The sequence below is a fragment of the Bacillus sp. sid0103 genome, from assembly GCF_019219025.1.
In genome coordinates, this window is sequence record NZ_JAHUWN010000018.1 from 53,963 (window position 1) to 80,153 (window position 26,191).

At 37.0% G+C, this 26,191-nt stretch carries 33 protein-coding genes; 11 read left to right on the plus strand and 22 right to left on the minus strand.

Annotated features, from left to right (window positions below):
- Positions 1–76: 76 nt before the first annotated feature.
- The 10 genes from comGA (at position 77) to KW850_RS19690 (ending at position 5,720) form a co-directional block, all read left to right on the plus strand.
- Entirely contained in the window at positions 77–1,159 is a 1,083-nt protein-coding gene (gene comGA, locus KW850_RS19645; RefSeq protein ID WP_308128828.1) for a competence type IV pilus ATPase ComGA, read from the plus strand.
- Entirely contained in the window at positions 1,146–2,177 is a 1,032-nt protein-coding gene (gene comGB / locus KW850_RS19650; RefSeq protein ID WP_218349466.1) for a competence type IV pilus assembly protein ComGB, read from the plus strand. Before comGA ends, comGB begins: the two co-directional genes overlap by 14 nt.
- Positions 2,178–2,363: 186 nt before the next feature.
- Complete coding sequence (gene comGC / locus KW850_RS19655; protein WP_218349557.1) at positions 2,364–2,681, plus strand: competence type IV pilus major pilin ComGC; 318 nt, start codon at positions 2,364–2,366, stop codon at positions 2,679–2,681.
- A complete protein-coding gene (gene comGD / locus KW850_RS19660; RefSeq protein ID WP_218349467.1) occupies positions 2,681–3,121 on the plus strand; it encodes a competence type IV pilus minor pilin ComGD in 441 nt (146 codons plus the stop codon). Before comGC ends, comGD begins: the two co-directional genes overlap by 1 nt.
- Positions 3,105–3,443 carry a hypothetical protein gene (locus tag KW850_RS19665; protein ID WP_218349468.1) on the plus strand — a complete coding sequence of 113 codons (339 nt, stop codon included), beginning with the start codon at positions 3,105–3,107 and terminating at the stop codon, positions 3,441–3,443. Before comGD ends, KW850_RS19665 begins: the two co-directional genes overlap by 17 nt.
- Entirely contained in the window at positions 3,436–3,867 is a 432-nt protein-coding gene (gene comGF, locus KW850_RS19670) for a competence type IV pilus minor pilin ComGF (RefSeq protein WP_218349469.1), read from the plus strand. Before KW850_RS19665 ends, comGF begins: the two co-directional genes overlap by 8 nt.
- Positions 3,864–4,250, plus strand: coding sequence for a competence type IV pilus minor pilin ComGG (comGG, locus tag KW850_RS19675; protein ID WP_218349470.1), 387 nt, complete (start codon positions 3,864–3,866; stop codon positions 4,248–4,250). The genes comGF and comGG overlap by 4 nt, the downstream gene beginning before the upstream one ends.
- Positions 4,251–4,297: 47 nt before the next feature.
- Entirely contained in the window at positions 4,298–4,483 is a 186-nt protein-coding gene (locus KW850_RS19680) for a YqzE family protein (protein ID WP_218349471.1), read from the plus strand.
- Positions 4,484–4,695: 212 nt separating this feature from the next.
- Positions 4,696–5,394, plus strand: coding sequence for a helix-turn-helix transcriptional regulator (locus KW850_RS19685; protein ID WP_218349472.1), 699 nt, complete (start codon positions 4,696–4,698; stop codon positions 5,392–5,394).
- Positions 5,395–5,477: 83 nt separating this feature from the next.
- Positions 5,478–5,720, plus strand: a complete 243-nt coding sequence (locus KW850_RS19690; protein WP_218349473.1) for a DUF2626 domain-containing protein — start codon at positions 5,478–5,480, stop codon at positions 5,718–5,720.
- Positions 5,721–5,929: 209 nt separating this feature from the next.
- Here the strand turns inward: KW850_RS19690 and KW850_RS19695 are convergent, their stop codons facing one another.
- Both KW850_RS19695 and KW850_RS19700 read right to left on the minus strand, forming a co-directional pair.
- Positions 5,930–7,021 carry a class I SAM-dependent methyltransferase gene (locus tag KW850_RS19695; RefSeq protein WP_218349474.1) on the minus strand — a complete coding sequence of 364 codons (1,092 nt, stop codon included), beginning with the start codon at positions 7,019–7,021 and terminating at the stop codon, positions 5,930–5,932.
- Between the two features lie 162 nt (positions 7,022–7,183).
- Positions 7,184–7,819 (minus strand): MBL fold metallo-hydrolase, encoded by a 636-nt coding sequence (locus tag KW850_RS19700; RefSeq protein WP_218349475.1) that lies wholly within the window; start codon positions 7,817–7,819, stop codon positions 7,184–7,186.
- Positions 7,820–8,028: 209 nt separating this feature from the next.
- On the opposite strand from KW850_RS19700, the gene KW850_RS19705 reads away from it, so the two are divergent.
- Positions 8,029–8,205 (plus strand): DUF2759 domain-containing protein, encoded by a 177-nt coding sequence (locus tag KW850_RS19705; protein ID WP_218349476.1) that lies wholly within the window; start codon positions 8,029–8,031, stop codon positions 8,203–8,205.
- A 122-nt stretch (positions 8,206–8,327) separates the two neighbouring features.
- Here KW850_RS19705 and KW850_RS19710 read toward each other — a convergent pair whose 3' ends face one another.
- The 20 genes from KW850_RS19710 to KW850_RS19805 all read right to left on the minus strand — a co-directional run bounded on the left by KW850_RS19710 (position 8,328) and on the right by KW850_RS19805 (position 26,117).
- Positions 8,328–8,645, minus strand: coding sequence for an MTH1187 family thiamine-binding protein (locus tag KW850_RS19710; RefSeq protein WP_218349477.1), 318 nt, complete (start codon positions 8,643–8,645; stop codon positions 8,328–8,330).
- Positions 8,646–8,735: 90 nt separating this feature from the next.
- Positions 8,736–9,881 carry a YqgU-like beta propeller domain-containing protein gene (locus tag KW850_RS19715; RefSeq protein ID WP_218349478.1) on the minus strand — a complete coding sequence of 382 codons (1,146 nt, stop codon included), beginning with the start codon at positions 9,879–9,881 and terminating at the stop codon, positions 8,736–8,738.
- A 160-nt stretch (positions 9,882–10,041) separates the two neighbouring features.
- A complete protein-coding gene (locus tag KW850_RS19720; protein ID WP_218349479.1) occupies positions 10,042–11,013 on the minus strand; it encodes an ROK family glucokinase in 972 nt (323 codons plus the stop codon).
- A 5-nt stretch (positions 11,014–11,018) separates the two neighbouring features.
- Positions 11,019–11,234: a YqgQ family protein gene (locus KW850_RS19725; RefSeq protein ID WP_218349480.1), complete on the minus strand. Its 216-nt coding sequence runs from the start codon at positions 11,232–11,234 to the stop codon at positions 11,019–11,021.
- Positions 11,235–11,348: 114 nt separating this feature from the next.
- On the minus strand, positions 11,349–12,911 hold the full coding sequence (locus KW850_RS19730; RefSeq protein WP_218349481.1) for a rhomboid family protein: 1,563 nt from the start codon (positions 12,909–12,911) through the stop codon (positions 11,349–11,351).
- A gap of 160 nt (positions 12,912–13,071) precedes the next feature.
- Positions 13,072–13,266 (minus strand): hypothetical protein, encoded by a 195-nt coding sequence (locus KW850_RS19735; protein WP_218349482.1) that lies wholly within the window; start codon positions 13,264–13,266, stop codon positions 13,072–13,074.
- Between the two features lie 93 nt (positions 13,267–13,359).
- A complete protein-coding gene (locus KW850_RS19740) occupies positions 13,360–14,316 on the minus strand; it encodes an L-lactate dehydrogenase (protein WP_218349483.1) in 957 nt (318 codons plus the stop codon).
- A gap of 76 nt (positions 14,317–14,392) precedes the next feature.
- A complete protein-coding gene (locus tag KW850_RS19745; protein WP_218349484.1) occupies positions 14,393–15,175 on the minus strand; it encodes a DUF92 domain-containing protein in 783 nt (260 codons plus the stop codon).
- Positions 15,172–15,738: a 5-formyltetrahydrofolate cyclo-ligase gene (locus KW850_RS19750; protein WP_218349485.1), complete on the minus strand. Its 567-nt coding sequence runs from the start codon at positions 15,736–15,738 to the stop codon at positions 15,172–15,174. The genes KW850_RS19745 and KW850_RS19750 overlap by 4 nt, the downstream gene beginning before the upstream one ends.
- Positions 15,739–15,794: 56 nt before the next feature.
- Entirely contained in the window at positions 15,795–15,944 is a 150-nt protein-coding gene (gene rpmG, locus KW850_RS19755) for a 50S ribosomal protein L33 (RefSeq protein ID WP_015594975.1), read from the minus strand.
- 100 nt (positions 15,945–16,044) lie between these two features.
- Entirely contained in the window at positions 16,045–16,665 is a 621-nt protein-coding gene (locus tag KW850_RS19760; RefSeq protein WP_218349486.1) for a hypothetical protein, read from the minus strand.
- Between the two features lie 17 nt (positions 16,666–16,682).
- Positions 16,683–17,945, minus strand: a complete 1,263-nt coding sequence (locus KW850_RS19765) for a glycosyltransferase family 4 protein (RefSeq protein ID WP_218349487.1) — start codon at positions 17,943–17,945, stop codon at positions 16,683–16,685.
- A complete protein-coding gene (locus KW850_RS19770; protein WP_218349488.1) occupies positions 17,938–18,489 on the minus strand; it encodes a DUF4912 domain-containing protein in 552 nt (183 codons plus the stop codon). Before KW850_RS19770 ends, KW850_RS19765 begins: the two co-directional genes overlap by 8 nt.
- 214 nt (positions 18,490–18,703) lie before the next feature.
- Entirely contained in the window at positions 18,704–19,363 is a 660-nt protein-coding gene (gene phoU, locus KW850_RS19775) for a phosphate signaling complex protein PhoU (RefSeq protein WP_218349489.1), read from the minus strand.
- Positions 19,364–19,376: 13 nt separating this feature from the next.
- Positions 19,377–20,153 carry a phosphate ABC transporter ATP-binding protein PstB gene (gene pstB, locus KW850_RS19780; RefSeq protein ID WP_374226371.1) on the minus strand — a complete coding sequence of 259 codons (777 nt, stop codon included), beginning with the start codon at positions 20,151–20,153 and terminating at the stop codon, positions 19,377–19,379.
- Between the two features lie 9 nt (positions 20,154–20,162).
- On the minus strand, positions 20,163–20,969 hold the full coding sequence (gene pstB, locus KW850_RS19785; RefSeq protein ID WP_218349558.1) for a phosphate ABC transporter ATP-binding protein PstB: 807 nt from the start codon (positions 20,967–20,969) through the stop codon (positions 20,163–20,165).
- 30 nt (positions 20,970–20,999) lie between these two features.
- Positions 21,000–21,887, minus strand: coding sequence for a phosphate ABC transporter permease PstA (gene pstA / locus KW850_RS19790; protein ID WP_218349491.1), 888 nt, complete (start codon positions 21,885–21,887; stop codon positions 21,000–21,002).
- A complete protein-coding gene (gene pstC, locus KW850_RS19795) occupies positions 21,887–22,807 on the minus strand; it encodes a phosphate ABC transporter permease subunit PstC (protein ID WP_218349492.1) in 921 nt (306 codons plus the stop codon). Before pstC ends, pstA begins: the two co-directional genes overlap by 1 nt.
- Positions 22,808–22,891: 84 nt before the next feature.
- Positions 22,892–23,806 carry a phosphate ABC transporter substrate-binding protein gene (locus tag KW850_RS19800; RefSeq protein ID WP_218349493.1) on the minus strand — a complete coding sequence of 305 codons (915 nt, stop codon included), beginning with the start codon at positions 23,804–23,806 and terminating at the stop codon, positions 22,892–22,894.
- Positions 23,807–24,056: 250 nt separating this feature from the next.
- Positions 24,057–26,117, minus strand: a complete 2,061-nt coding sequence (locus KW850_RS19805; RefSeq protein WP_218349559.1) for a peptidoglycan D,D-transpeptidase FtsI family protein — start codon at positions 26,115–26,117, stop codon at positions 24,057–24,059.
- Positions 26,118–26,191: the final 74 nt, after the last annotated feature.

Sequence of the window (26,191 nt, forward strand, 5' to 3'; positions counted from 1 at the left end):
TAAAAATTTTTTTAAAAATAAAAAAGGATAAGCAGGAACTCTGTCGAATATTATCAAATGAAAAATAATAAAGGCGGTGGTACTCATTGTTAGCTCGATAGAAATCTTAGCTAATCGAATTATTACAGATGCAGCACGAAACCAAGCAACTGATATTCACATTATTCCTAGGAAGAAAGACACGCTCATTCAAATCCGTTTGACCAACAAACTTATTCCTCGACTATCCCTTCCAAAAGATGAATGCGAAAGATTAATCTCTCATTTTAAATTCACAGCCAATATGGATATCGGTGAAAGAAGACGACCTCAAAGTGGCGCTATTTTTTGTGAGGTTGATAGTAAATTAATGGGCTTAAGGCTTTCCACACTTCCCTCGAATAACAGAGAGAGCCTTGTCATCCGGCTGCTCCCACAACAAGAACAAATCCCTTTTCACCAACTGTCACTATTCCCGTCTATGACACGAAAACTTCTCGCTCTACTCAAACATGCTCATGGCTTAATCATATTCACTGGGCCGACTGGCAGTGGAAAGACAACAACTCTTTATTCCCTTTTAAATGAAACAGCCCACCTATTCCATCGCAATGTTATCACACTCGAAGATCCCATCGAAAAAAACTATGACTCAGTCCTGCAAATACAAGTCAATGAAAAAGCAGGCGTAACCTATGCAGCCGGTCTAAAGGCTATTCTTCGTCATGATCCGGACATTATTATGGTCGGTGAAATTCGCGATGCTGAGACAGCGAAGATTGCGGTTAGAGCTGCTTTAACTGGGCATCTTGTCCTCTCCACCATGCATACTCGTGATGCAAAGGGTGCGGTTTATCGCCTAAGGGAGTTTGGAGTGAATTGGTTAGAAGTGGAACAGACACTTATTGCCATTACAGCCCAGAGATTAGTTGAACTCACCTGCCCTTTTTGCGAGGGAGAGTGCTCGCCTATTTGTTATTCCTATGGCAGATGGAAACGCGCGAGTGTGTTTGAGCTTTTATCGGGAAAAAATTTACACGGTGTAATGAAAGCAGCACAAGGCGATAGAATCGACACAAATTACCGCACCATAAAAGATGTTATCAATAAGGGAATTGCTCTTGGTTACATTCAAGAATCTGAATATGAACGATTAGTGTATGATGATGAAACGTCATAAATGGTCTGTGAGAGATCAAGCTAATTTTTTGAGAAGAACTGGTGAACTATTGGCAAGGGGATATCCAATTGCGCTTGCAATTGAATCCATAGCATTACAATTACCGTCAAAACAAAAGGAGGAACTTAATGATTGTTTAGAAGAGTTGAAAAAAGGTCAACCGTTTCATGAAGCCTTGAATAAGCTTGGCTTCCAGAAAGACTTGGTCGGTTATGTCTATTTTGCTGACCAGCATGGCTGCTTTGCGGATGCATTGCTAGAAGGAAGTAATCTTGCACTATTAAAGGATAAAGATTTACACAAACTTCTAAAGTTGCTTCAGTATCCTGCAGTACTTTTCGTCATTACAGGATTTCTATTTTTTTTCGTAGAAACTACATTGCTGCCAAGGTTCACTACCCTTTTTTCCTCCCTTGGTCTAGAGGCAAATTTCTTCATGAATGTTATTTATGCATTCGACCGGTATTTCCCAATTGGTATCAGTGTCCTGCTTATTACCCTGTTTTTGGGGGCAGTTTATTATTTGCTTATCTTCCGAAAACTCTCTGTCCTAAAACAAAGGGCGCATCTGGTTCGTATCCCTATTGTTGGCAGGATCCTCAAATTACTGTTTACCCACTACTTTTCCATTCAACTGAGCTTCTTACTATCCGGTGGATTATCCGTATCCGAAGCACTACAACTCTTTGAACTGAATCAAAGACACCCTTTTTACAGTCACTTAGCTACCGCGATTAAAAGTAAGCTAATTACCGGAGAAAGATTTGAGTCCATTTTGGCAACGATGTCATTCTTCGAAAAGGAATTTCCAATGATTGTAAAACACGGTCAAGAAAATGGAAAATTAGAGCAGGAATTACTTTTTTTCAGCAAGCATTGTATTTCAAACATGGAGGAATTGATCGAAAAACGTTTATCAACAATCCAGCCTATTCTTTATATTTTTATTGGATTCCTAGTGGTATCCATGTATTTAGCAATCCTATTACCCATGTTTCACCTGCTAGATGGTATTTAAAAAATGGCTGTGTTATACCTTGAATGTTGATTTGCGCTCCAGGCGCTTCACTTTCCGCGGGCGGTCGGGGTATCCCCCCTTGAACGTACTCACGCAGGAGTCTCGCGCCTTCCGCTCCAATCAACTTTGTTAAAATATCTACAATACCTCTTAACACAGCCTTAAAATTGGAGGTTCTTGAAAATGATGAAAAATGAAAAGGGTTTTACATTAATAGAAATGATGATTGTTATGCTCGTAATATCAGTACTGTTAATTATTACGATTCCTAATGTTGCCAAACATAATTCAAATATCAACAATAAAGGCTGCGATGCCTACGTTAAAATGGTCCAAGCTCAAGTTCAAGCATACGAAATGGATAAGAACAAAATCCCGACAATGGAGGAACTTAAAACAGAAGGATATTTAAAAACTGATTCTAAAGGTTGTCCGAATGGTAATACAATTGAGATCGACTCTTATGGAACAGTAACAGCAGCTGCAAAAGTATCTAATCCATAATGAAAAACAATCAAAATGGCTTCACTCTAATTGAGTCTCTGTTAGTTCTTTCCATCTTCATGATTATTTCCTCAATTACAGTTTTCTCCTTAAAACCACAGCACTCAATACTAGAGGATGAGGCCTTTTTAACCCAATTAAAAGCCGACCTTTATTATTCACAACAATATGCTATATCCCACCAACATGAAGTATCCGTTGTTTTTCTTCCCGCGCAGTATCGGTATTATATGCTTTTGAGACCCGACCTGCCGCCAATTGTCATGCGAAATTATTCAACCAATATTTATCTTGCGGAAGGTTCCATTCCCTTATATTTCAAATTCTTAAACGATGGAAATGTAAACCAGTTTGGTACCTTTCTAATCCAAACCAAAAATAAAAATTATCAAATGACCGTGTTAATTGGAAAGGGACGGTTTTATGTTAAGGAATACTAATGGCTATTTTTTGCTGGAGCTGCTCCTTTCTTTATCAGCCTTGTTAATCCTTAGTATGTTTTTACTGCCTTTATTGACCGAACTAAGGGAACAATCCCGACAATTGGAATTAGAAAGGAAGGCTCGGCAGTTGATGTACGAAGTATTACAGATGAATTTAGTAAGTAATCAGCCAACTGTAAATTCCACTACTATTCAAAATGGTGTCGAATACCAAATCTTATGGAAGGACAGCGAATCGGCCAATCAAAAGGAGGTGTGTGTAAGAGTTGCAAAAAATTCTTTCCTGCCTGAGGTCGAGGTCTGCGGGTTGCTTGAGTGACCATGCGTTTACACTTATTGAAGTTCTAATTTCATTTTCAATTTTTACAATGATTATCTTTTTTATGATGCCTGTATTCCAAATAATCCTTACTAATAACGATACAGAGGCAACTATACAAGCAATGGAGTGGACCATTTTTTCTAGCCAAATTAAAAAGGAAATCAGGCTATCCACCCGTGCCGAGGTGATATCGAATCGGTTAATTCTAACAAAAGATACTGAAACGATACAGTATGAAAAGTACGGGACAAACCTTCGGCGCCGTGTGAATTCAACAGGACATGAAATACTCCTTCAAAATGTTTCACAGCATTCGTTTGCCATCTTAAACAATGCCATAAAAATTGATGTTACGGACCTTTGGGGAAGAAAATATTCGGTTACCGCCTTCCCTTTAGTCAACGGGATGACTGTCCCATGAAAAATAATGAGCGTGGCTTCACCTACCCACTTACCTTATGTCTGTTAATCATCTTTTTATTATTTCTCTCCGAACGGATTGAAGTTTTGTTATCCGAACGAAAAATAGCACATGAAACGAATACCATCCAGCTCGAGGAATATTATTTCCTCTCGTCTGTTAAAAAAGTTGAAGGGATGTATCAAAAGAGCGGCACCTTACCTGTCAAAGGGACGATTACGTTTGTTATGGGCACCATGGATTTCCAAACTGAAGCTCCTATAGGGTATGTTCAAAAAGTCAATTTCACTTTTCACTTTCCTAAAGACAATGTAACAGCCAACGGAAGAGGATATTTTGATACAAGAACCAAACGATTAACCAAATGGCTTGAATTGAAATAAACAAACATGGGCATACTTGTTGATGAAAATTAAAGGCAGGTGTGTCCATGAAAACCAATGACTATGTTAAATATATGACACAAACAATCGTAAAATATGCAGACCAACCTAAGGATGAACGGAAACGCCTTCGAACCGAACGGAAAGAAACAAAAGCCTCCTTTTGGTATCGTTGGTTTGGTATTCTACCTTACATCCTCTACTTTGAAGTTAAAAAGAGGCGGAGAATGTAAACAAGGAAAATTTTTCTAAAATAACTATGCTTCTACTGTTGACAATTGACTTTTTATCAGAAAATGCAACCTATTTATTATATTGTTACAATATAAAGTCGGTAATTGTGAACATTTTCTAAACATATAGTGTTTACATTGTTAACCTCATTCCCATGTTACATTGCCTGTATTATAATGGAATAAATTATGGGGGTCCGAGGTGAACAGTGATGGAACAAACATTAAAGATAACAAACGTTTTGTCAGATCCAACACGGTACTATATTTATCAATACATTACCAAACACCATCAAGAAGTAACAGTTCAAGAGGTGGCAGAAAACTTTAACATTCACCCGAATGTTGCACGACTGCACTTATCTAAGCTTGAAGATGTGAATATGTTAGCATCTGAAACAAAGAAAACGGGTAAAGGCGGCAGACCAAGCAGATTGTATCGTTTATCAGATGATGTCATTCAGCTGCATTTCCCATATCGTGACTACATGCTTTTATCTAAAGTTGCAATCCAAACCATGATTTCACTCGGAGAAGCTGGAAAAAAAGCACTTTATCTAACTGGAAAACGGTTTGGTACTGAAGTGATTGAACAAGAAAAAGCAAAAAGAGCGTTTGGCGAGGAATTAGAATTTGAACAAAAGCTAACAATACTAAAAAGCGCTGCAACTCTAGCGGGTTTCTATCCTGAATTTGAAGCAAACGGTGAAAAAACAAAAATCTATTTCCAAATTTTCAATTGTCCTTTCAAAGAAGTAGCTGAAGAACATTCGGAAACGGTTTGTAGTATGCACCATGAATTCCTTAAGGGAATGTTTGGAGCATTGTTTGAATCCGTTGAGTTAATTGAAAAAGAAAATATTATTTCGGGATGTGAAACTTGTTCATATCAAGCGCTGGTAACAAACTAATTCGAAACCATTATTTACATTATACCTCCTCTTACTTTATAATATTGTAATGATGGTATCGCAGGGTAAAAGGAGGGATACATATGGAACGCATGTTCAGAGTTTGTGGTTTCTGGACGGGCATTTTTACAGTAATGTTTTATCTTGGAGATATGGATAAAACGGCATTGTTATTCTTAGCCCAAACAGGTTTTTTTGTTCTGCTCAGCTATCTAAAACTATCCGAGCGCATGTATTTGTGGGTATTCGGAGCATACTTAACAATTTTCTTCGCGGGCTTCACTTATTGGACAACGTTTATGATGGTGCCTGGTGCAGGACATTAAGAAACATTAGAAAAAACGCCGGATACTCCGGCGTTTTTTTCATTATTCAAGGCTATTTTCGCATAGATTGTTGTTTTCGTATATGTTCATCAACCCGTAAACTTGATTCCTCGTTGCATCATTTCGTAAGAACATTAGCGAAAATTCCTATAAACATAGTAAATGACCCTTTTTAAGCTCTAAAAGCAACAAAGTTTACGAAAAGAGCCTTATTCAATGAAAACGTCATTCGGACTTAGATTAAGCCCTTTTTGCTGGATGACCACATGAAAATAGGAACTCATCCCTGAGGGCATAATTAAACTGCGAATTGCACGATTTCGTTTGCTTACCTCAGAAAATGGATTAGGATCATAATGGTTCGCTAATTCTTTCAGAATACCTGCCTTTAATAAAAATTCATCCTGCCGGAGTTTTGTAATAAGGTTTAAATTTTCCTGTTCACCTTTTTGAATGAGATAATCAAAATGGATATGGGTGGTGATATCGATTTCCCCTGGCTGCAGTAAGACATCGTCAACCATCTGGTGCTGAAAATAACCTCTCAAACTCCCCTTTGCCCTTCTAGGATCCATCCATTCTTCATTTGTATATCCATAATCAGCTGTCACTACAAGCCCTTTTAACAATGAACGAGAAATTTCCCTCAGCATCTCCACCATAGCTAACGGGATTTCTATCCGCTGCTGTTCCTTTAGTTCAATCTTACTTTCCCGTAAAAAGGATAGGATGTCTGCATTGGTTAAGGGTACTTTTTGTTCAAAAAGTTCATCATTACGAATCCCTACCATAATTTCATAAAGTTTCCCATTTTGCTTTTCTATGACATGAACAGGTAAGGCATCAAAGAGTTCATTTGAAAAAATCATTCCCTCAAATGCTGCAACTTCGTTTAAGCTTTCCACTTGGACAATTGGAAAATCAGTCATTAATAATTCCCGTTGTAATTTCCGATGAAATGGGCTGCTTTCAACAATAATATAGGTTAATGGGGTTTGAATCGTTTCCATCCATTCATGTAAAAATGCTTTCGCAAAACGACCATTTCCCGCACCTAGTTCACAAAATACAGGTTCTAGTTGTGCCCGCTTACAAACATGAAAAAACCACTTTGCCATCATCCTTCCATATATGTCCGAAATATTACTTGTTGTGATAAAATCTCCTTGCCGCCCAATTTTCTGTTTGTCCCGCATATAATAACCGAATTCTGGATGATATAAGGCTGCCTCAATATATTCTGCGTAGCTAATTAATTTATTAGATGCACTTGAAAATAATGTGTTTAAAAATGTGTTCATACAAGCTCCTTTTTAAATAAACACTATTGACACAGTGTTAACTTTATAATATTGTTAGGTTAGTAGCTTAAACTTTATCCCCTCCCATATTAGAATAGAATATCCCCCAGAAAAACCCTTCTCCGGTTGAGAAGGGTTTTTCTATATTGTCTCCTCTAACTTCTAAAATCCATTCAAAAACGGATTACTGTCCATTTCGGCACCAATCGTTGTCACTGGTCCATGACCAGATAATACATACGTTTCTTCATGTAAGACAAGGAGCTTATCATGGATACTTTTTAATAACTGTGCTCCATTCCCTTCCGCTAGGTCTGTCCGACCAATGCTGCCTTGAAAAAGTGCATCTCCAGATATTATGAACCCTTCCTTTTCAAAATAATAAGAGACACTTCCAGGTGAATGACCAGGAGTATGCAAAATGCTAAACTCAAAATCGCCAATTTGCATAACGCCTTCATTTTTGATCAAATGATCAGCAGGATTAACTTTTAAAGAATCCTGAATCATAAAAAATTGCGATCCATTTAGGGCAGGGTCTCCCAGCCATTTTTCTTCCTGTTTATGAAGATAAACTGGAATTTTATAAAAGTCCCTTACTTCATCGACAGCCCCGATATGATCAAAATGCGCATGAGTTAGGAAAATGGCAAGTGGTTTCAGTTTTCTATTGCTCAATAAATGAATAAGCTTTTTCCCTTCGCCGCCTGGGTCAATAATTAGACATGAACGGTCCGAATTTTCTACAATGTAACAGTTCGTTTGAAGTGCCCCTAAGGGGAGTTGTTGCCATTTCATCTTTTATTACCTCCAATTGAAATTCCGATAACATTATTTTACACTAAGTAATAAGCAGAGAGAAAGAATACGTTTGGCTAGGTTCTTATTTGCTCTCGACAAATGAGAGAAAAAAATATAAAATAAGAGACGAATGTAAATAATATAGGTACATAATTTTTTATTTCTTTAACGTATGCCTGCTTATCACGAAAAGAGGGGGTTTTTTCATGGGTTTAGTCATTATCTTTGCTCTCGTAACGATCTTGGCTGCTTTCGGTGCATTTTCAGCATTCAAGAATAAAAATTTCTTAGGTGCATTTTGGGGTGTAGCTTCATTTTTGGTTTTTGGTTGGTTTACCGTTATGACCATTGTTGAATCTGGATTTCCAACAGGAACTCACTAAGAGAGTTGAAAAGACTGCCAACCGGCAGTCTTTTTGTTTTGAACGGTGTTTACTTAAGGCTATTTTCGCATAGATTGTTGTTTTACCAACAAAGTTTACGAAAAGAGCCTTGCTTAAAGATTTTAGTCCTCATTTAAAAGGCTAGTTACCCGCTCTACTTTATATTCCATGCTTCGCTTGACATCTCTTCTGTCATCTATACGAATCGTTGTCGCAACTCGCTGGATGCCTTCAGCGAAGGGTACCTCATGCATTTCTTGAATGACTTCAAATAGTGTAGAAAGCTCCCCTTCAATAATGGTATTCATTGGTGTTAATTGATATCGAATTTTCCCTTCTTCTTGATATTTTCTCAATACTTTTTGAACACTGGCTACATATTTACTAACACTAGGTGTTTCTGTGCCTAGGGGGATAACTGTTACATCTACAATCGCCATTAATTAATACCTGCCTCTTTTAGTTTTTGATATCAACGTGATTTTAACATATCGGATGAAAAAACAAAAAAATGACACCTATAACTAGTGTCATTCTTTTATCAACTCATATATTTTTTTTGCATCAAGATCAATAATTTTTTCAAAGCGATTCCCAAATAAAAGTGCCTCACCTGTTGGGGATAAAATCATTGGCTCATTATCTAAACCTTCCATTACCAGGCTGCTGCTGTCATTCTTAAGATTATAGATGATGAGTTGGAAACCATCGGTATAAGAATCTGCATCACCACTTGATAACGGTTTTAAAGTAATAAATTGTCTCTTTTGTTCATTATAGTCATAAAAAGGAACTAACCAATCTGAATACCTTGTTAATTGCGGCATTGAAAAAACAGCTAACCTTTTCTGTTTTTTATCGAAAAATGAATAACTGGCTACGGACTGGTCTTGTTCATTTACTGAGATTGTCATAAGCAGGTCTTGAAAGGTTGAAAAATCGATTAAGGATGGAAACAACGTCTTCTCCGACTTATTCACTATATTTTTAACGTTAAGTGGTGCATAGGAGGACGGATGATCTTCATCCCAATTAATAAAGGCGATCTCATTACGTGCCAGCCACTTTATAAAAGGCTTAGGTACGTCAAGTTCGGATGTAGTCGACCTTCTTAAGTCTACTAATAACACCTGAAAACTCCAATCCTCGGCAAATTTAGTTACTAATACCTGGGTTTCATTAAAAGGATTCCATTCGAATCCTAATTCATAGGATTGAAACGATTTTTTCAGGATTTCGGCCCCTTTTGTATCTATTACTGTTACTATTCCTTCTGATGATGATTGCGAGGCATGGATTAAAATGCTTTTTTTTGAAGGACTAATCACTACATTGACGATGGGATATTCACTTTTATAGATTAAATCATTCTTACCTGATAAAAGGTTATAGCGATATATACTTGAAGTTTGATCTAGGTTCGTAATATAGAGGACTTGGTTCTCAGAAAGCCAGCCGGCGAGTTTGGAAAATTCACCTTCCGGGATGGAAATGGGTAATTTCCACTTATCTCCAATAGTAGTGGTAACCGGAGATTTAGGCTTTTCATTTTTAACAGGAACTTTTAGCTTTACTTGCTCCTTTTGGGAACATGCACCTAAGATGAGGATCAAAAAAATTAAATAGAGGACTAGAAACATTGGATTTTTAAAATATGTCCTGTTCAATTTACTCAATATTTCCTCCTCTCTTATTACTTATAAGTTAGTACGTTTTTTTAACGATAATGTTTCAATATTATAACAAATTTTTCAAAACAGGAAAAAAGAAATAGATAAAATTATTGTCGAAAGTAACAAAGAAAAAACCGCATCACTGCGGATTTTCCTTTGTAGTCTATTGATTCAATTGATTTTTAATTAGCCATGCTGCACCAAGTACACCTGCATCATTTCCGAGTGTAGCCAAAGCTAGTGTTGTAGAGTCACGGACCGCTGAAAAAGTAAATTTCTCAAAATTACTTTTTACTGGATTTAATAAAATATCGCCCGCTTTGGAAACACCGCCGCCTAGAACGATTTTTTCCGGATTAAGTGTGTTGGCAATACTCGCTAATGCGAAACCTAAATGGAAGGAAACCTCATTCAATACTGATTGAGCCAATCCATCATTATTACGTGCAGCATCAAAGACATCTTTTGCTGTAATCGTGTTGTTGTCAGCCATTTTTGCCGTTAATTCACTTTCTAACCCCTTAGCAAGTTCCATTCGAGCTAAGCGTACAATTCCTGTCGCAGAAGCCACCGTTTCAAGACAACCCGTTTTCCCGCAGTTACATTGCGCTCCATCAAAAGGAATGGCAGTAATATGGCCAATTTCTCCAGCCGCACCATTTATGCCTTGAACAACTTTTCCGCCTGCAATTACACCACCGCCTACACCTGTACCGAGCGTGACACAAACAAGGTCCTTCGCTCCATTTCCTGCACCCATCCACATCTCACCCAATGCGGCACAGTTCGCATCATTTTCAATCGCAGCAGGGAGTGAGGTTGCTGCCTCAAGACTTTCTTTGAGAGGAAAGTTATTAGGCCAGCCTAAATTTACAACATTTAATATGATCCCCTGTTCATAATTAACTGGACCTGGTGCACCCATACCGATTCCGATCAAATTCTCTTTTATTTGACCAAGTTCTTTTAGTTGTTCATCAATTGCCTTTGCGATATTTATGGTTATATTTTTTCCTTCATGCGCATTATCCGTTGGTATTTCCCATTTATGAACAATCTCGCCATCATTTGTAATGAAAGCTAGTTTAGTTGTAGTACCACCAAGATCAACACCAACAATCCATTTTTTCGACACTAAAATCACCTATCTTTACTTTGGAGTTTTTCTTTTTGCATTTGTATTTCATGCCTCAAAATTAATAATGCGTTTTGAAACTCTCTTGGCTCTATCAATTGTGACTGATAGAGTTCCTTTAATTCCATTTCCAGTAATTCAAGGTCAGCCACTCTGTCACCAATATAAATAATCGTTCCAAATCTCTTTAATAATTGTTGAATATCATAAATAGTTTTCATCCTATATCTCCTAGTATTTTAATGGAGAGAAAAATATTGTACAAGAAAAAGTATAACCCAAGCCCCTATTTATACTCAAGACAATATATTCATAGTTTTTATCAGAAATTAACCCTATTCCAAATTGTCGCTGGACTGAATCTGCCGATTAATTTCTTGCTGTAATGTACCATAATCCTCCTGATTCGGTTTAAGCTTAATAGCCTGTTGTATATTTTTTCTAGCTTCTTCCAAATCTTTTTGCTCTAGGTTTATAAGTGCTAAATTAAAGAATGCCTCATCAAAACTAGGGTCAAGTTTTATGGCCTTTTCTAGATGTGTTTTGGCTTCAGGGAGCATTTCCTTCTTAATTTCAACGAAAGATAAGAGAAAATAGGTTTTCTCCGAAACATTTACTGCATTTTTTTCAGATTCCTTTAATACGTTATATGCCTTATCATAATTGTTTTGTTTTATATATTCCTGCGCCATTAACAAACGGGAGTTTTCATCATATGCTTTCCCAGATGCACTAAAACCGTAGGTTAAAGAACCCCATAACAGTGCAGCAGATGCAATGAAAAATAACAGTTGTAGCAATAGTTTTTTCTTCTTAGGAAGGTGGACAATACCAGCTGCAAAGAATCCTCCAACCAACCCGCCTAGATGACCAGCATTATCTATTCCAGAAGCAGAGAATCCAACCATTAGATTGATTCCGAGCACAACAAGTAAATTTATTCCCATCGTGCGAAAAAATAATTTTGGGTAAATAACTCCAAAATACAGTAATGCACCAAAACAGCCAAAAATAGCACCACTTGCCCCTGCTGATAAGTTCGCACTAAAAATAAAACTTGCAATAAACCCAGTAACACCGGCAAATAAGTAAATCACCACAAAACGAAGGCTACCATATATTCTTTCTACTTCCGTTCCAAGGAAATACAAAGCTAAAGTATTCATTGCCAGATGGACAAATCCAATATGAAGAAAAACTGGAGTTATTAATCTCCACCATTCCCCTTCAACAATTAATTGATTGACTTTTGCACCATATTTAATCAACGTAGAAGTATCGGTACTCCCGCCATGCAATTGAAGCCAGAAAAAGACAGCAAGCTGAATGGCAATGAAAACATAAGTAAAAAACGGTTTACCATTCAATAGAATCGCTCTTTCCATCTGTACTTTTTTTATTGCATAATCCAAGGCTGCTTTTTTGACTCCCTCAAAATCTTCTTCTGAATAGTTATCATTTATAGAAAAGGAAAACTCAGCCGCAAGTCTTTCTGATAAAAGCCGGAATCCCTCTTCATATTGTCCCTCTGCAAAAAGGATCGAACTAACGATCGTTTTATTCCCATCTGAATGGACAAAAGGCTTAGCGAGACGAAATTCGTATTCATCAACGGGGGGAAATTGACTGACATAAATGTTGACCATGTTCAACTCATGACGCCCAATTTGTTTACGGACTCTTTCCCCATTGGCAGCAGTAAACTTAATATCCCGCTGCATAGCATTACTCCAATCCAAATTATGATACAGAATACGAATAATGGGTGCCTTCTTATTTTCAATCTTTTCTAGCCACAACTCTTTTTGATTTTCAAATAATTGGATAATCCGATATCCATGATCTGCTATCAATGAATAAGCCAACTTCCAAAAAATGAAACCTTCTCTATTATTCATTTCCCCCCAACTTCCTATGTAAGAATAAGCAATCGCTTAACCTGCTTTCATTTTATTCATCATTACCTTGTATCTTTCATTATAAACGAAATCTCAAATTACAATAATCATTGAAGCTGATTATTTTTATTATCAAAACAAAAAAAAACCATCTGTGGTTTCACCCTTCAGATGGTCTTCCAAACATCGTTTGCATCATTTTTTGCTTAACACCTGGAAAGTTCATGATTGAGCCGACTGCAATCCTGCGCATCCAACTAGATCCTAGCAGGACATTAATAAGTCGATATTTGTATTTATATAATAAATATCCGATGGAACCAATCATTAATATGGATGTTAACATTCGAGACATCATCATCCCTCCTACTTTTATTTTGTGATGATGACCATTATTTTATCCAATAAAAAGGATTGAATTCCCCTTATTAGAATTCAATCCTTTTTATTAATATTTCTTAAAAACCGGTTCCATTGTTTTCTTTAGTACATTCACGGAATTACAAAATTTTTCTTGCTCTTCTTCATTTAAATTCAGTTGAACAACTTGTCTGACTCCTTCACGATTAACGACAGCAGGAACGCCAATAAAAATATCGTGCTGCCCATATTCACCGTCAAGATAAGTTGAAACGGTTAGAACTGAATTTTCATCACGGAGAATTGCTTTAGTCAATCTGACAAGTCCCATAGCAATTCCATAATAGGTTGCACCTTTACGTTCAATGATATGATAGGCAGCATCCCGAACATTTAAAAAGAGTTGATCAAGGTCCGTTTGTTTAAAGCCAGGCTTGTTTTTAGACCATTCATTAATGGAAGTACCTGCAATATCAGCATTACTCCAGACAGGAAGTTCTGTATCACCATGCTCTCCAATGATATAGGCATGAACATTTCGGGTGTCCACATCAAAATAATCACCCAACAAAAAGCGAAATCGAGCTGTATCTAAAATCGTCCCTGAACCGATTACCCGCTCTTTTGGTAATCCTGAGAATTTCCAGACCGCATATGTTAAAATATCAACTGGATTGGTGGCCACCAGAAATATACCATCAAATCCACTTGCCATGATTTCTTCGACTATTCCTTTAAAAATTCTTGTGTTTTTTTCCACCAAGTCCAATCTAGTTTCACCAGGCTTTTGATTTGCACCTGCTGTGATCACAATCAGGTCAGCTTCACCGCAATCCTGATAACTTCCAAACCAAATCTTTGTTCGCGATGGAGAAAATGGCAGTCCATGGTTTAAATCCATTGCATCACCTTCTGCTTTTTCCTTATTTAAATCAATTAAGACAAGTTCTTCTGTAATTCCTTGATTTAATAGAGCAAAAGCATAACTTGAGCCAACAAACCCAGTTCCAATAAGGGCAACCCTATTCACGCGGCGACTTAACATGACCATTCCTCCAAATAATAGTATTTTAAGATTTCCAAAATGCTAAAAGTCCATTTTGATTGGCTGAATTATTAATTCAAATAAGAAATACTATGATTGCCATTAACGCAGCAATAAAACCTGAAAGGAAATTCACCATATCATTATCTACAAAGTTCAACCCTTTTATTCTAGTTGTGGTCATATGACAATGCCTTCTCTTTTCAGTTTCAATACCACATTCCCTGCAAACATATACCTGCTGGTAAAAAGCCCCAACCAATGTATCAATGACATTCCCTAGATAACCAAATAAAAATACAAGAGAAGTTACAAATAAATCTAAATGAAAAAGCCAACACCCGATTATTGCTATTAGCAATGAACCAGCAAGTGACGCAGCACTTCCTAAAAAACTAATTGCTCCAGAAGTTCCCTTCTCAACTCGCTTAAACGTCCGTATGTATAATGGGGCTTGTTTACTTAAACTGCCAATTTCCGAAGCCCATGTATCGGAATTTGCACTAGCAAGACAAACTAAGAACCCAATTAACCAAATCATATCATGATCAAAATAGTGAATGACACTAAAAAGCCCCGCTGCCCCGCCATTTGCAGCAACTTGACGCCAATCTCTCGTAGCTCCTTTTGCCAACTTTTCTTCTATTATGTTTTTTGCACTACTTTTATATTTTGACCATAAACTTGAAGAGGCAAAAAATGCACCAAGCAGGTAGAGTCCGTTTACACCGAATCCTAAATAAACGGTCAGTCCAACTATAAGAGCAGAATAAGCACCTGACCTAGTTAATGAGTGAACATAATAACCTGCTGCAGCTGTTAAAAGGATAAAAATGATTATTAAAAAAGTTTCTATCATCTTATCTTAATAACCTCATCGTTTGTAATAATTTTTGAGACTGGAATATCATGATTCTCAACAGGAAATTGTGGAACCAATTGTTCACTAAAGGCAAGTGACATAGTTTTACCATGGTAATTCAATAAATAACGGTCATAATAACCTCCGCCAAAACCTAAACGATAGCCTTCTCGAGTATAAGCTAAACCTGGAACAATCAAAAGGTCAATCTGATCTGAACTAATTGATGATGTTATTGTCTCTATTGGCTCGAAAAGACCATAAAAGACGGTCTCCAGTTGTGAAAAATCAGTGATTGTTCTAAAGGACAGTTTTTTTTCCTTTGGGTCACACTTTGGAACAACCACTTGTTTTCCTAATTCCCATGCTTTACGAATAATTTGATATGTATCAACTTCTGGATTTTTCGATATGGTTATTCCAATAACCTGTGCTTGTTTCCAATCTTGATCTTCGTAAAGTCTTTCCGAGATCTTATCGGAATAATCTTCATACAAAGATTTTGTTAGCTTGGACAATGTCTCTTTCATTTCTTTACGAATAAACACTTTATTAATCATTATAGGTAACCTCCTTACTTTTAGACAACAAAAAAAGCAGCAGGAAGCCCTACTGCTTATTTTGTTTCACGATGTGCTGTTGTACGTTTTTCTCTTGGGCAATATTTCTTAAGCTCAAGACGATCTGGATTATTACGTTTATTTTTTGTTGAAATATAGTTACGATCTCCACACTCAGTGCAAGCTAATGTAATATTCACACGCATGTTTATTTCCCTCCAAACAATTAAGCAATTTCATTCATACGACTTTTCCATAATATCATTTTTTAAAAGGAAATGCTAGTATGTTTTTTTTAGATAATAATTACTTTCTTTCTGTTTGCTTTAGAAGGGATTGCTCCATAGAGAGTATTTCGTTTTTGTCTGAGCCTGTAATCGTCCATGTGTTCATTTTCCCAATATCATGTGAACCTAAAGTCATTTTTATTGTAAAAACACTAGCTGCAGGACTCTTGGCCATTGGGTGGTAATTTAGGTTCCCCTTTTGAAGTGAGCTCCAAATTCGATCTGTAAAAACATTCCATTGCGGCATAGCCGTATATTCCTTCGTTTCTTCTCCATTGTAATCTCCATTAACCAAATAAATGTTCTTATTTGCAAGGTGAAAGATTCTATTATCAGTAGGTGAGATAAAAGCAAGGTTGTCTTGAATAACATTTGAATAGTAATGCATCGCCAAGAATTTAACCTCTTTTGTTTCCTTACTGTGATTTCGGATATAGACACTTGAAAAGCTAATTTTGGAATGGGGTTGCTCCTGTTTCACTTTAATATTGATTTCTTCCTCATCAATGCCCATTTCATTACAATCTTGGAGCCAAACGTACTTTCCGTTTACCCATAAACCAGGAATAAACTGAAGTGTTTCCTGGTGAAGTTGGCTAGGTTTTGGTTTCGTTTTTTTTAGTTGTTCTATTAAGTTCATCGAAATACACCTTTTTATTAATTATTTAGTGTTTCATTTGCTTCACTAGGCCTAACAAGTTTGTTTATTAATGTATCTTCCATTACCCTGCCTGTTTGTGAGGCAATTCGTTTCCACCCATATAAGCTGGTTACAATTTGTCTTCCTCTGTTTCCAATTTCTTCAGCCTTAAGCGGATGTCTTATTAAAAAGTCGATTTGTTCAAGCATGCTCTGTGCATTTCCAGGGGTCATCAACAATCCTGTATGTAAATGCTTCACGATTCCTTTCATTCCACCTGTATTGGAAACGATTGTTGGTTTTCCTAATATCATTGTTTCCAGTGCAACGATTCCGAAAGGTTCATATAGACTTGGTATGACTGCTAACTCGCTTTCGGCGATGAGGGCATTTCTTTCCTTATCATTAACATATCCTATAAACATCATCTGACTTTCCAATTTCAATTCGAGAATTTGTCGTCGATACGTTTCAAGCATCGGTCCTTTACCCGCTACCACAAAAAAGCAATCTAATTTTCTTTTTTTTGCAATGGCGGCTGCCTCGATTATCGTTTCAAATCCTTTTTCTTTAACGATTCTTCCTAATGAAAAAATATATTTCTTATCCTTTAGTTCTGGAAAGATGTCCGCTGTTTTAAGTTCTGGCTTTAAGGGCTCAATTCCATTAGGTATAATAGCCATTTTTTCATTTTTCGTATCAAAAACGGTGCTGAGGACATTTTTCATATACTCACTGCAAATGATAATTTGGTCAGACTCGCGAATTAATTCCTGTTCTTGATTATGGATAAATCGTTGCTTTTCATTATGAATGCCATTATTCCTCCCGTACTCTGTTGCATGAATGGTTGATAATAGTGGCAGTTCCAGTGATTCTTTTAAGACAATCGCTGCAGATCCTACTAGCCAATCATGTGCATGGATGATATCAAAATGGATATCCTCTGATAATTTTTCCGCTCTAAAAGCCATTGCTAAATTAAGTCCGCCTATCCATGAAAGAAAATTTTCATCGTATTCATTTATTGGTTTGACGCGGTGTACATTCACACCCTTGATCCATTCATCTGATAAAAGATTTCCATTCCCTGCTGTTAAAACATGGACTTCATGACCTGATTCTGCCAAATGAACGGATAATCCCGCTACATGCCTTGAAAGGCCACCTATAATATTGGGAGGAAATTCCCAACAAAGCATCAATATCCTTAATGGCTGCTTATTGGAGGGGGGGGTATGTAAACCTAAGTCATTTTGTTGGAAGAATGAATTATCCATTTATATCCTCCACGGTTTTTTCCACTTCATAATAGGAATACGTACTTACATGATCAATCCACTTGGGCGGATGCTCTTCATGTTGCTTTAGTTGAATTAAATCATAATGTATTTCATTTCCATTCGGTATTTTCATCATCGGTGTGTGAATACTGTTGGATCGAAAGAGTGGAAAAAATTCTCTATCCGAAATATTAAATCCTAATTCTGCTACATAACTGCGATTTGCAACTAATCCTTTAATAAACCAATGCCCATTTTGATAAGGAACCACAATTTCAAAAAAATGATGAGCATTTTTTCCGTTAAACACCAAATCCGTTACATCATACATTCGGACAACTGGGATCAGACGATTAAAACTTAAATTAAAATAGCGTTCGATAATTTTTTGGGGAATTTGAGAAACTTCCCAGAAGAGAAGAATTTTGTGGGGGGTAACTAATTTAGCAACCAATTCACCCTTAAGTGGAATATATTCTGTAGATGGATGGTTCGTTCTATTATTTCCATCTCCTTTTGAATTAATCATCTCATTAACCATTTCGTCCTCCATTTCTGCAAACAATCATTATATGTACAAAATGCCAAATTATTCTTAATAAATGATAATTTAATCGTATCACCAGATTGGACCGCGCACAATAAACGCAAATTGTCGTTTATTGCAATACTTTGGAAATGAAATGGAAATGGTATCGCAGTAATATAAAAAAGATAAGGATTAATCATCCTTATCTTTAATAAAATCTATACTTTTATTCATTTAAATTTATACGGTTTCCTGTCACTAGATAAATGACATTCTCTGAAATATTGGTTGAATGATCAGCTATTCTTTCAATATATCTGCATACAAATGCTAATTGAATAATTTGGTTGGTTGCGTTTGGATTTTGTGGGATACAGCTCAAAAGTTCTTGGATTAAACTTCCAAACATTTTGTCCACTTCATCATCTTTTTCCGCACATTTTTTAGCCAAATTAATATCCCCTAAAATATAGGCTTTGATCGAATCAGAAACCATTTCCAAGGCCATTTCCATCATTTTTGGTATATCAATTAGTTCTTTAAAGTGCTTTTCATTGCCAATATGCAGGGCCGATTTGGCTATATTAACTGCTATATCAGCAAAACGTTCAACTTCTGATGAGACCTTTAATGCAACACTTATGTTCCTTAGATCGGTAGCTACAGGTGATTCTCTTGCAATTAATAATAGTGCCTTATCATTAATTTCATATTCTAGATCATCGATTTCATTATCCCCATCAATAACCTGCTTCGCCTTATCCATGTCCTGATTAATAAGGGAAATCATCGCTTCTTTGATTGCATTCTCCGATTTTTCGGCCATTTTCAACAGCATATCTTTTAATTCTTTTAAATTATTATCAAAATTTGTCCTCGTACTCATATTCGTCACCTCATCATCCGAATCTTCCTGTAATATAGCCTTCCGTACGTGAATCTTTTGGATTAGAAAAAATGGTTGAAGTTGAATCAAGTTCAATTAATTCACCCATTAAAAAGAAAGCAGTCTTATCTGAAACCCTTGATGCTTGCTGCATATTATGGGTTACAATCACGATCGTATATTTTTCTTTTAATTCTAAGATCATTTCCTCAATCTTCAATGTAGAAATAGGGTCTAGCGCCGAAGTGGGTTCATCCATTAACAACACCTCAGGCTTGGTTGCCAGTGCTCTTGCAATACACAACCTTTGCTGCTGTCCACCTGATAATCCTAGAGCTGGAGCATTTAAACGATCTTTAACTTCCTCCCATAAAGCCACATCCATCAGGGATTTAATGACGATTTCATCAAGATGTTTCTTTTTAGTGATTCCATGAACTCTTGGACCATAAGCAACATTATCATAGATAGATTGTGGAAAGGGATTTCCTTTCTGGAAAACCATTCCAACATGTTTGCGCAGTTCGACGAGATCCATTTTATCGTCTAATATATTTTTTCCATTAATATTTATTTCGCCCGTCATTTTTACATTCGGAACCATATTAATCATCAAATTCAGTGTTTTAATAAATGTAGATTTACCACAGCCCGAGGGTCCGATGATAGCAGTAACCTCTTTTTTGTTAATTTCAAAGTTGATGTTCTTTAACGCATGATGCTCGCCATACCATAAATTCAGATCTTTTATATCAAAAACTTGTCTGGTTAATTTCGATACTGCCACAATTCTTCCCCCTTATCCAAACCTTCCAGAGATATATTCCTCTGTCTTTTTGACAGATGGATTGGTAAAGATTTTTTCTGTATGATCATATTCAATGATATCACCACTCAAAAAGAAGGCTGTTTTGTCAGAAATACGTGATGCCTGTTGCATATTATGGGTGACAATGATAATGGAATACTCTTTCTTTAAATCTACAATTAAATCCTCAACTTTAGCATTTGATATCGGGTCTAATGCGGAAGATGGCTCATCCAAAAGCATGACCGTAGGTTTCATTGCAATCGTCCTGGCAATGCAAAGACGCTGCTGCTGCCCGCCAGAAAGAGAGAGGGCAGATTTATGAAGCCTGTCCTTAACTTCGTCCCATAAGGCTGCTTTTTTCAGACTCTCTTCTACAATTTCATCCAGCATGCTTTTCTTTTTTATTCCTGAAAACTTAAGGGCGTGTGTAATATTTTCATATATTGATTTTGGAAATGGGTTCGGCTTTTGAAAAACCATGCCAATTTCCTTACGTAAAGCCACCACATTAATCTGTTCCGACAGTATATTGATTTCTTCATAAATGATTTCCCCTTCAGCCCTTGCTCCAGGGATCAGGTCATTCATTCGATTAATACTTCTTAAGAAAGTAGACTTTCCACAGCCTGAAGGGCCAATAAGAGCCGTGACGGAATTTTTTTCAATATCCATAGAAATCCCATTTACTGCTCGTTTTTCTCCATAGAATATTTCTAAATTATTTACCTTTAAAATAAGATCATTTTGCAATTGTCTGTTTGAACGAACAGCTTGATTTTCGGTATTTTTATCCATAGTTGCTGAAACCATCCTTCTCCCCACTCCTTATTTCGATGCTGTAGCCTTCTTATGAATCATACTTCCAATCCATCTGGCTAATAGGTTAAATATTAATACCGATAATACTAAAACAGCAGCTGATCCATTAGAAACCTCTTCAACATCCGGAATTAACCCTTGTGTGTTGACTGACCAAATGTGTACAGCAAGAGTTTCTGCTGGTCGAAAGATATTCAACGGTGATTGTGGGGAAAATGGATTCCAGTTGGCGTAATCCAGTCTAGGTGTTGAAAGTCCGGCAGTAAATAAGAGTGCAGCGGCTTCACCAAATACACGTCCTGCTGCTAGAATCGCCCCTGTTAAAATTGACGGAAAAGCACTAGGTAATAAAACGGTTTTTATCGTATGCCATTTGGTAATCCCTAGGGCCAGACTAGCTTCTTTCAAATCTCTTGGGACGGCTCGAATGGCATCTTCACTTACACGTACGATTACTGGCAGGTTAAAAACGGTTAATGCTAAGGCTCCACCTAAGATGGTATAGCCCCATCCTGTTAAATTAACGAACATTAATAATCCAAACATTCCAATGACTATAGATGGTAGTGATGCTAAAACTTCTATACAAGAACGGATAATGTCTGTAATTTTTCCTGGCTTAGCATATTCTGCCATATAAATTCCCCCGCCTATACCTAATGGAAGGGCAATTAACATCGTTATAAATAAAATATAAAATGAATTGAACAATTGGTCGCGAATTCCCCCACCGGCCCGGACATTGCTTGACGGAGTGGTTAAAAAATCAAGAGATATATGTTTAACTCCATTTACCAAAATATATGAAAATAAACCAACTAAAATAGAAATGATAATGATTGCAATGGCTATAAATACTCCTGTGGCAATCCGATCTGCAGTTTTACTGTTCATTACATTTTCCTCCTTGACGAAAGGTAGCGAATGAGGAGAATAAACGCGAACGACATGATTAATAAAATTAATCCCATTGACCAAAGAGTATTATTTTCTACACTACCGTAGGTAGTATGACCCATGTTTAGAGTAATAATTGTCGTTAAAGTTGCTGACGCGTCTAATAAACTTGTAGGTAAATCTCTTACGTTACCAATGACCATTTGTACCGCAAGAGCTTCTCCAAACGCTCTTGCCATCCCTAGAACGATTGCGGTCAAGAGGGTAGGTAATGCAGCAGGTATTAAAACTTTTCTAATCGTTTGCCAGCGAGTAGCACCTAGAGCATAAGAACCTTCACGAAGATTTTTAGGAAGTGAACTCATTGCATCTGTTGCGATTGTGGTTACTGTCGGCAAAATCATGATTGATAATACAATCGTACCTGAAAGTAAGCTAAATCCAAGTCCGCCCACATGGTCCCTAATAAAAGGCACTAACACTGTAAGCCCGATGAAGCCATAAACAACAGATGGAATTCCGACCAAAAGCTCTATGACTGGCTGTAAGATTTTTCTGCCCCATGAGGGTGCTATTTCGGTCATAAAAATCGCTCCGCCAATACCTATTGGTGCTGCAACTATTGCTGAAAGGAAGGTTACCGCAAAGGAACCAAAAATAAACGGTAAAGCCCCATATTCAGGATTCGCTTGATTTGTAGGATTCCAGTGGGTACTGGTTATGAACTCAATAAGACTTACACCATTTTTTATAAAGGATTGTAAACCCTTTGATCCCAGGAAAATGGTTATCGAAATGGTTGCTGATATCATTATTACAGCACATAAAATAACGAGAATTTTCCCGCGCAATTCCCCATCTAGCCAATTTTTCTTAGACTTTAACAACCTGTCTTTTGCAGGAGCTAACTTTTCCATAATCCACCAATCACTCCTAAACTACGTCATAACAGGGTAAATGCACAATCGCATTTACCCTGTTCACTATTTTGAACCTTTAAATTATTTATTTTTTTGATTTCCTTCAGCATCACGTTCTACTTGCATTTTTGTTACAGGAAGATATCCTTGTTCCTTTAACAAAGTGTTTTGGATATCATCAGACATCATGTAGTCAAGGAACGCTTTAGCAAGATCTTTTGCTTCACCTTTTGTATAAGAGTGTTGGTAAGCCCAAACTGGGAATTTACCAGACTGTACATTTTCTGCAGTTGGTTCTACACCATCGATTGCAAGTGGTGTTACAGAATCGTCAGTGAAGTATGAGAATGCAAGGTAACCAACAGCACCGTCAGTTTCGTTAATAATCTTTTTAACTGTGTTTGATGAATCTTCGGTAATACCTTCAGCAGGAGTAGCCCCATCTAGAGCAAATTTATTGAATACTGCACGAGTTCCTGAAGAGTCAGGACGGTTTACAAGAACAATCTTTTGATCTGCTCCGCCAAGTTCTTTCCAGTTTGTAATTTTTCCAGTGAAAACTTTAATTAAATCTTCTTTTTTAATATCTTTAATTCCAACATTAGGGTTAACAGCTGCAGTCATACCTACAACAGCTACTTTATGGTCAACTAGTTCAGCAGCCGGGATACCTTCTTTTTCTTCAGCAAAAACGTCGGAGTTGCCAATTTGAACGGATCCTTCAGCAACTTGTGATAGGCCTGTACCTGATCCACCAGCATTTACTTGAATATCGACTTTTGGATTTTCAGCCATAAACTCTTCAGCAGCCGCTGCAACTAATGGCTGCATCGCAGAGGAACCAGAAACGGTTAAGGTGCCTGAAAGTTCTGTAGTCTTACCATCTTTATTAGGAGTACCTTCATTTTTATCAGTAGAAGCTCCACCACAAGCAGCAACCAATACCATTAATGCTGCTAGAGTAAGTGCTAGGCCAATTTTCTTAAAACTTTTCATCTGTTTAATTCCCCCTGTGAATTTAGGTTTGTTAGTTATTTATTCTGCCTTACAAGTACAATAATAATCCTTAACTGTTAACCGAGTTTTAATTAAATGTAAAGGTTTTGTAAAGATATGTTGAGTTTTTGTAAATCAACAAAATACACATTTGTTATTTTATTCTTAAAAAGATAGTTGTATGCATATGAGATCTTTGACAAATAAAAAACACCTGCCTCAGATTGAGACAGGTGTTTCTGAAATATTATTATTCAGTTTGATCGCTGTTATCAGTATTTTTTTCTTTATCTTGACGTTCTTTCTTTAAATCAAAATAAGCATCCAAAACTCTGCGGCCAATTAAGTTATTAATGCTTGGACCGCTGTTTCCTTGATATGCCCACGGTACCACTACAGCCATGGCTACCTCTGGATCATTTGCTGGTGCAAAACTCACGAGACTTAAGTTCATGACCGGTGTGCCGCGCTTTGATTTAACAGAACCATCATAAAATGCCTGTGCCGTTCCAGTTTTTCCAGCTGGGTGATAATCTGCGCTCTTGAAGTAGCTGACAGCCGTACCATCACCAACCTGCATGACCATTCGAAAACCTTCTTGAACCCGTTTAATCCATGATTCCTTCATATCCAATCGGTTTAATACTTTCGGTTGGATTTCCTCGACAATCGGTCCCAATTCATTATTTTCCATGACCGGCTCACGAATTTCCTTAACCAGATGCGGCTGGATACGATTACCACCATTTGCTATTGTGGAGACGTATTGTGCGAGTTGGATTGGGGTATACGTATCATACTGACCAATCGAAAGGAAAAGAAGTAAACCAGGAGTCCTTTCAGGACCAGGAAATCCGCTCATTTCATTAGGCAGATCAATCCCTGTACGCGTACCTAAACCAAACTGACTGAATGACTGCCGCATAGTATCAAATGCAGAATAATCTAGCGGTAATGGTTGATTCGGTCGATACTGTCCACCAGCCATTGCGATAACAGTTTTCCACATATATACGTTGGAGGAAACTTGCAGTGCCCTTAAATCATTAATCCTGCCAAATGTTCTCCATGAAGACATGACAGGTGAACTAGCAATTCTCAAAGGCTCGTCTAGTTGTGTAGAACCAGGCTGAATGGCTCCGGTTTTATAACCAGTTAAAATCGTTGCCCCTTTTACCGCTGAACCAACGTTATAAGATGTGGTAATATTGCCTCCAGCAAAGTCATTCATAACTGTTTTGCCTTTTTTATCTTTACCAATTTGTTTACCAGCTAGGGATAAGACTTCACCGGTATGTGGATCCATCAAAACGACGAAGGCTCGATCTAAAAGTGCTGTATTTGGTTTTTGCTTTGCACTCCACATTTCTTCTTCGATGATATCTTCTACCTTTTTTTGAAGATCCATATCAATGGTTAAAACAAGGTCTTTCCCTCTTTTTCCTTCAGAAATTACTTCAGTTGAAAGAATTTTCCCCGTTTTATCCGTTACATTTTTCACTTTTGCCTTTTGACCATGAAGTACATCTTCATATTTTAATTCAAGATAACTTTTTCCAACTCTGTCATTACGGCTGTAGTCCCGCGCCATATACTTTTCTAATTGTTCCTTGGGAATCCCTGCTTCGGAGGTTGTGACATCACCTAAGATTGATTTTAATGTATCACCAAAAACATACTTTCGTTTCCAGTCGGTTGTTGTATCTACACCTGGTAAGTTTTCTAAGTTTTCACTGACAACCGCAAATTCTTTAGGTGTTACATCTTTGTTTTTAACAATTTGTGGTGTTAAGGCATAACCACTATTAAAGTCTCGATAGATGGCAAGTGTCTCAAGCTCTTCACCTCTGATACTTTTCACTTCTTCATCAGTGATTCTATCTATTTGAAGCTTATAAATTTGCTTATCGTCCAATTTTTCTTGATTATAGAGTGCCCATTCTTTATCGGTAATTTTTGCTTTTGCTTCCTCTGGATGCTGGATGATCCAATAATCCTTTCGATCGCGAATCGGCACTTTGGCAGCATCTTTATCTTTGTTAATAATTTTTGCTAATTTCGCTGCACTTTCTAACATTTCTTTTTGAGTGGTTTGCTGATATTTTGTGTAAGTAATCGCGTTCAACGGAGTATTATCAACAATAATTTTCCCATTACGGTCGAACATCTTTCCCCTTGGAACAGGGTTATTTACAGTAATATCTTCTGTGCGCTCAATCTCACGTTTAAAATCATCCCCAAATACGATTTGTAATTCACCAAGTCTAAGGATGAGGACAGAAAATAGCACGAATACCACAAAGAATAACATGTTTAAACGAAATGGCACATGTTCCTTCTTTTTTTTCTTTTTATTATTCAAGAGATAAAACACTTCCTTCACTA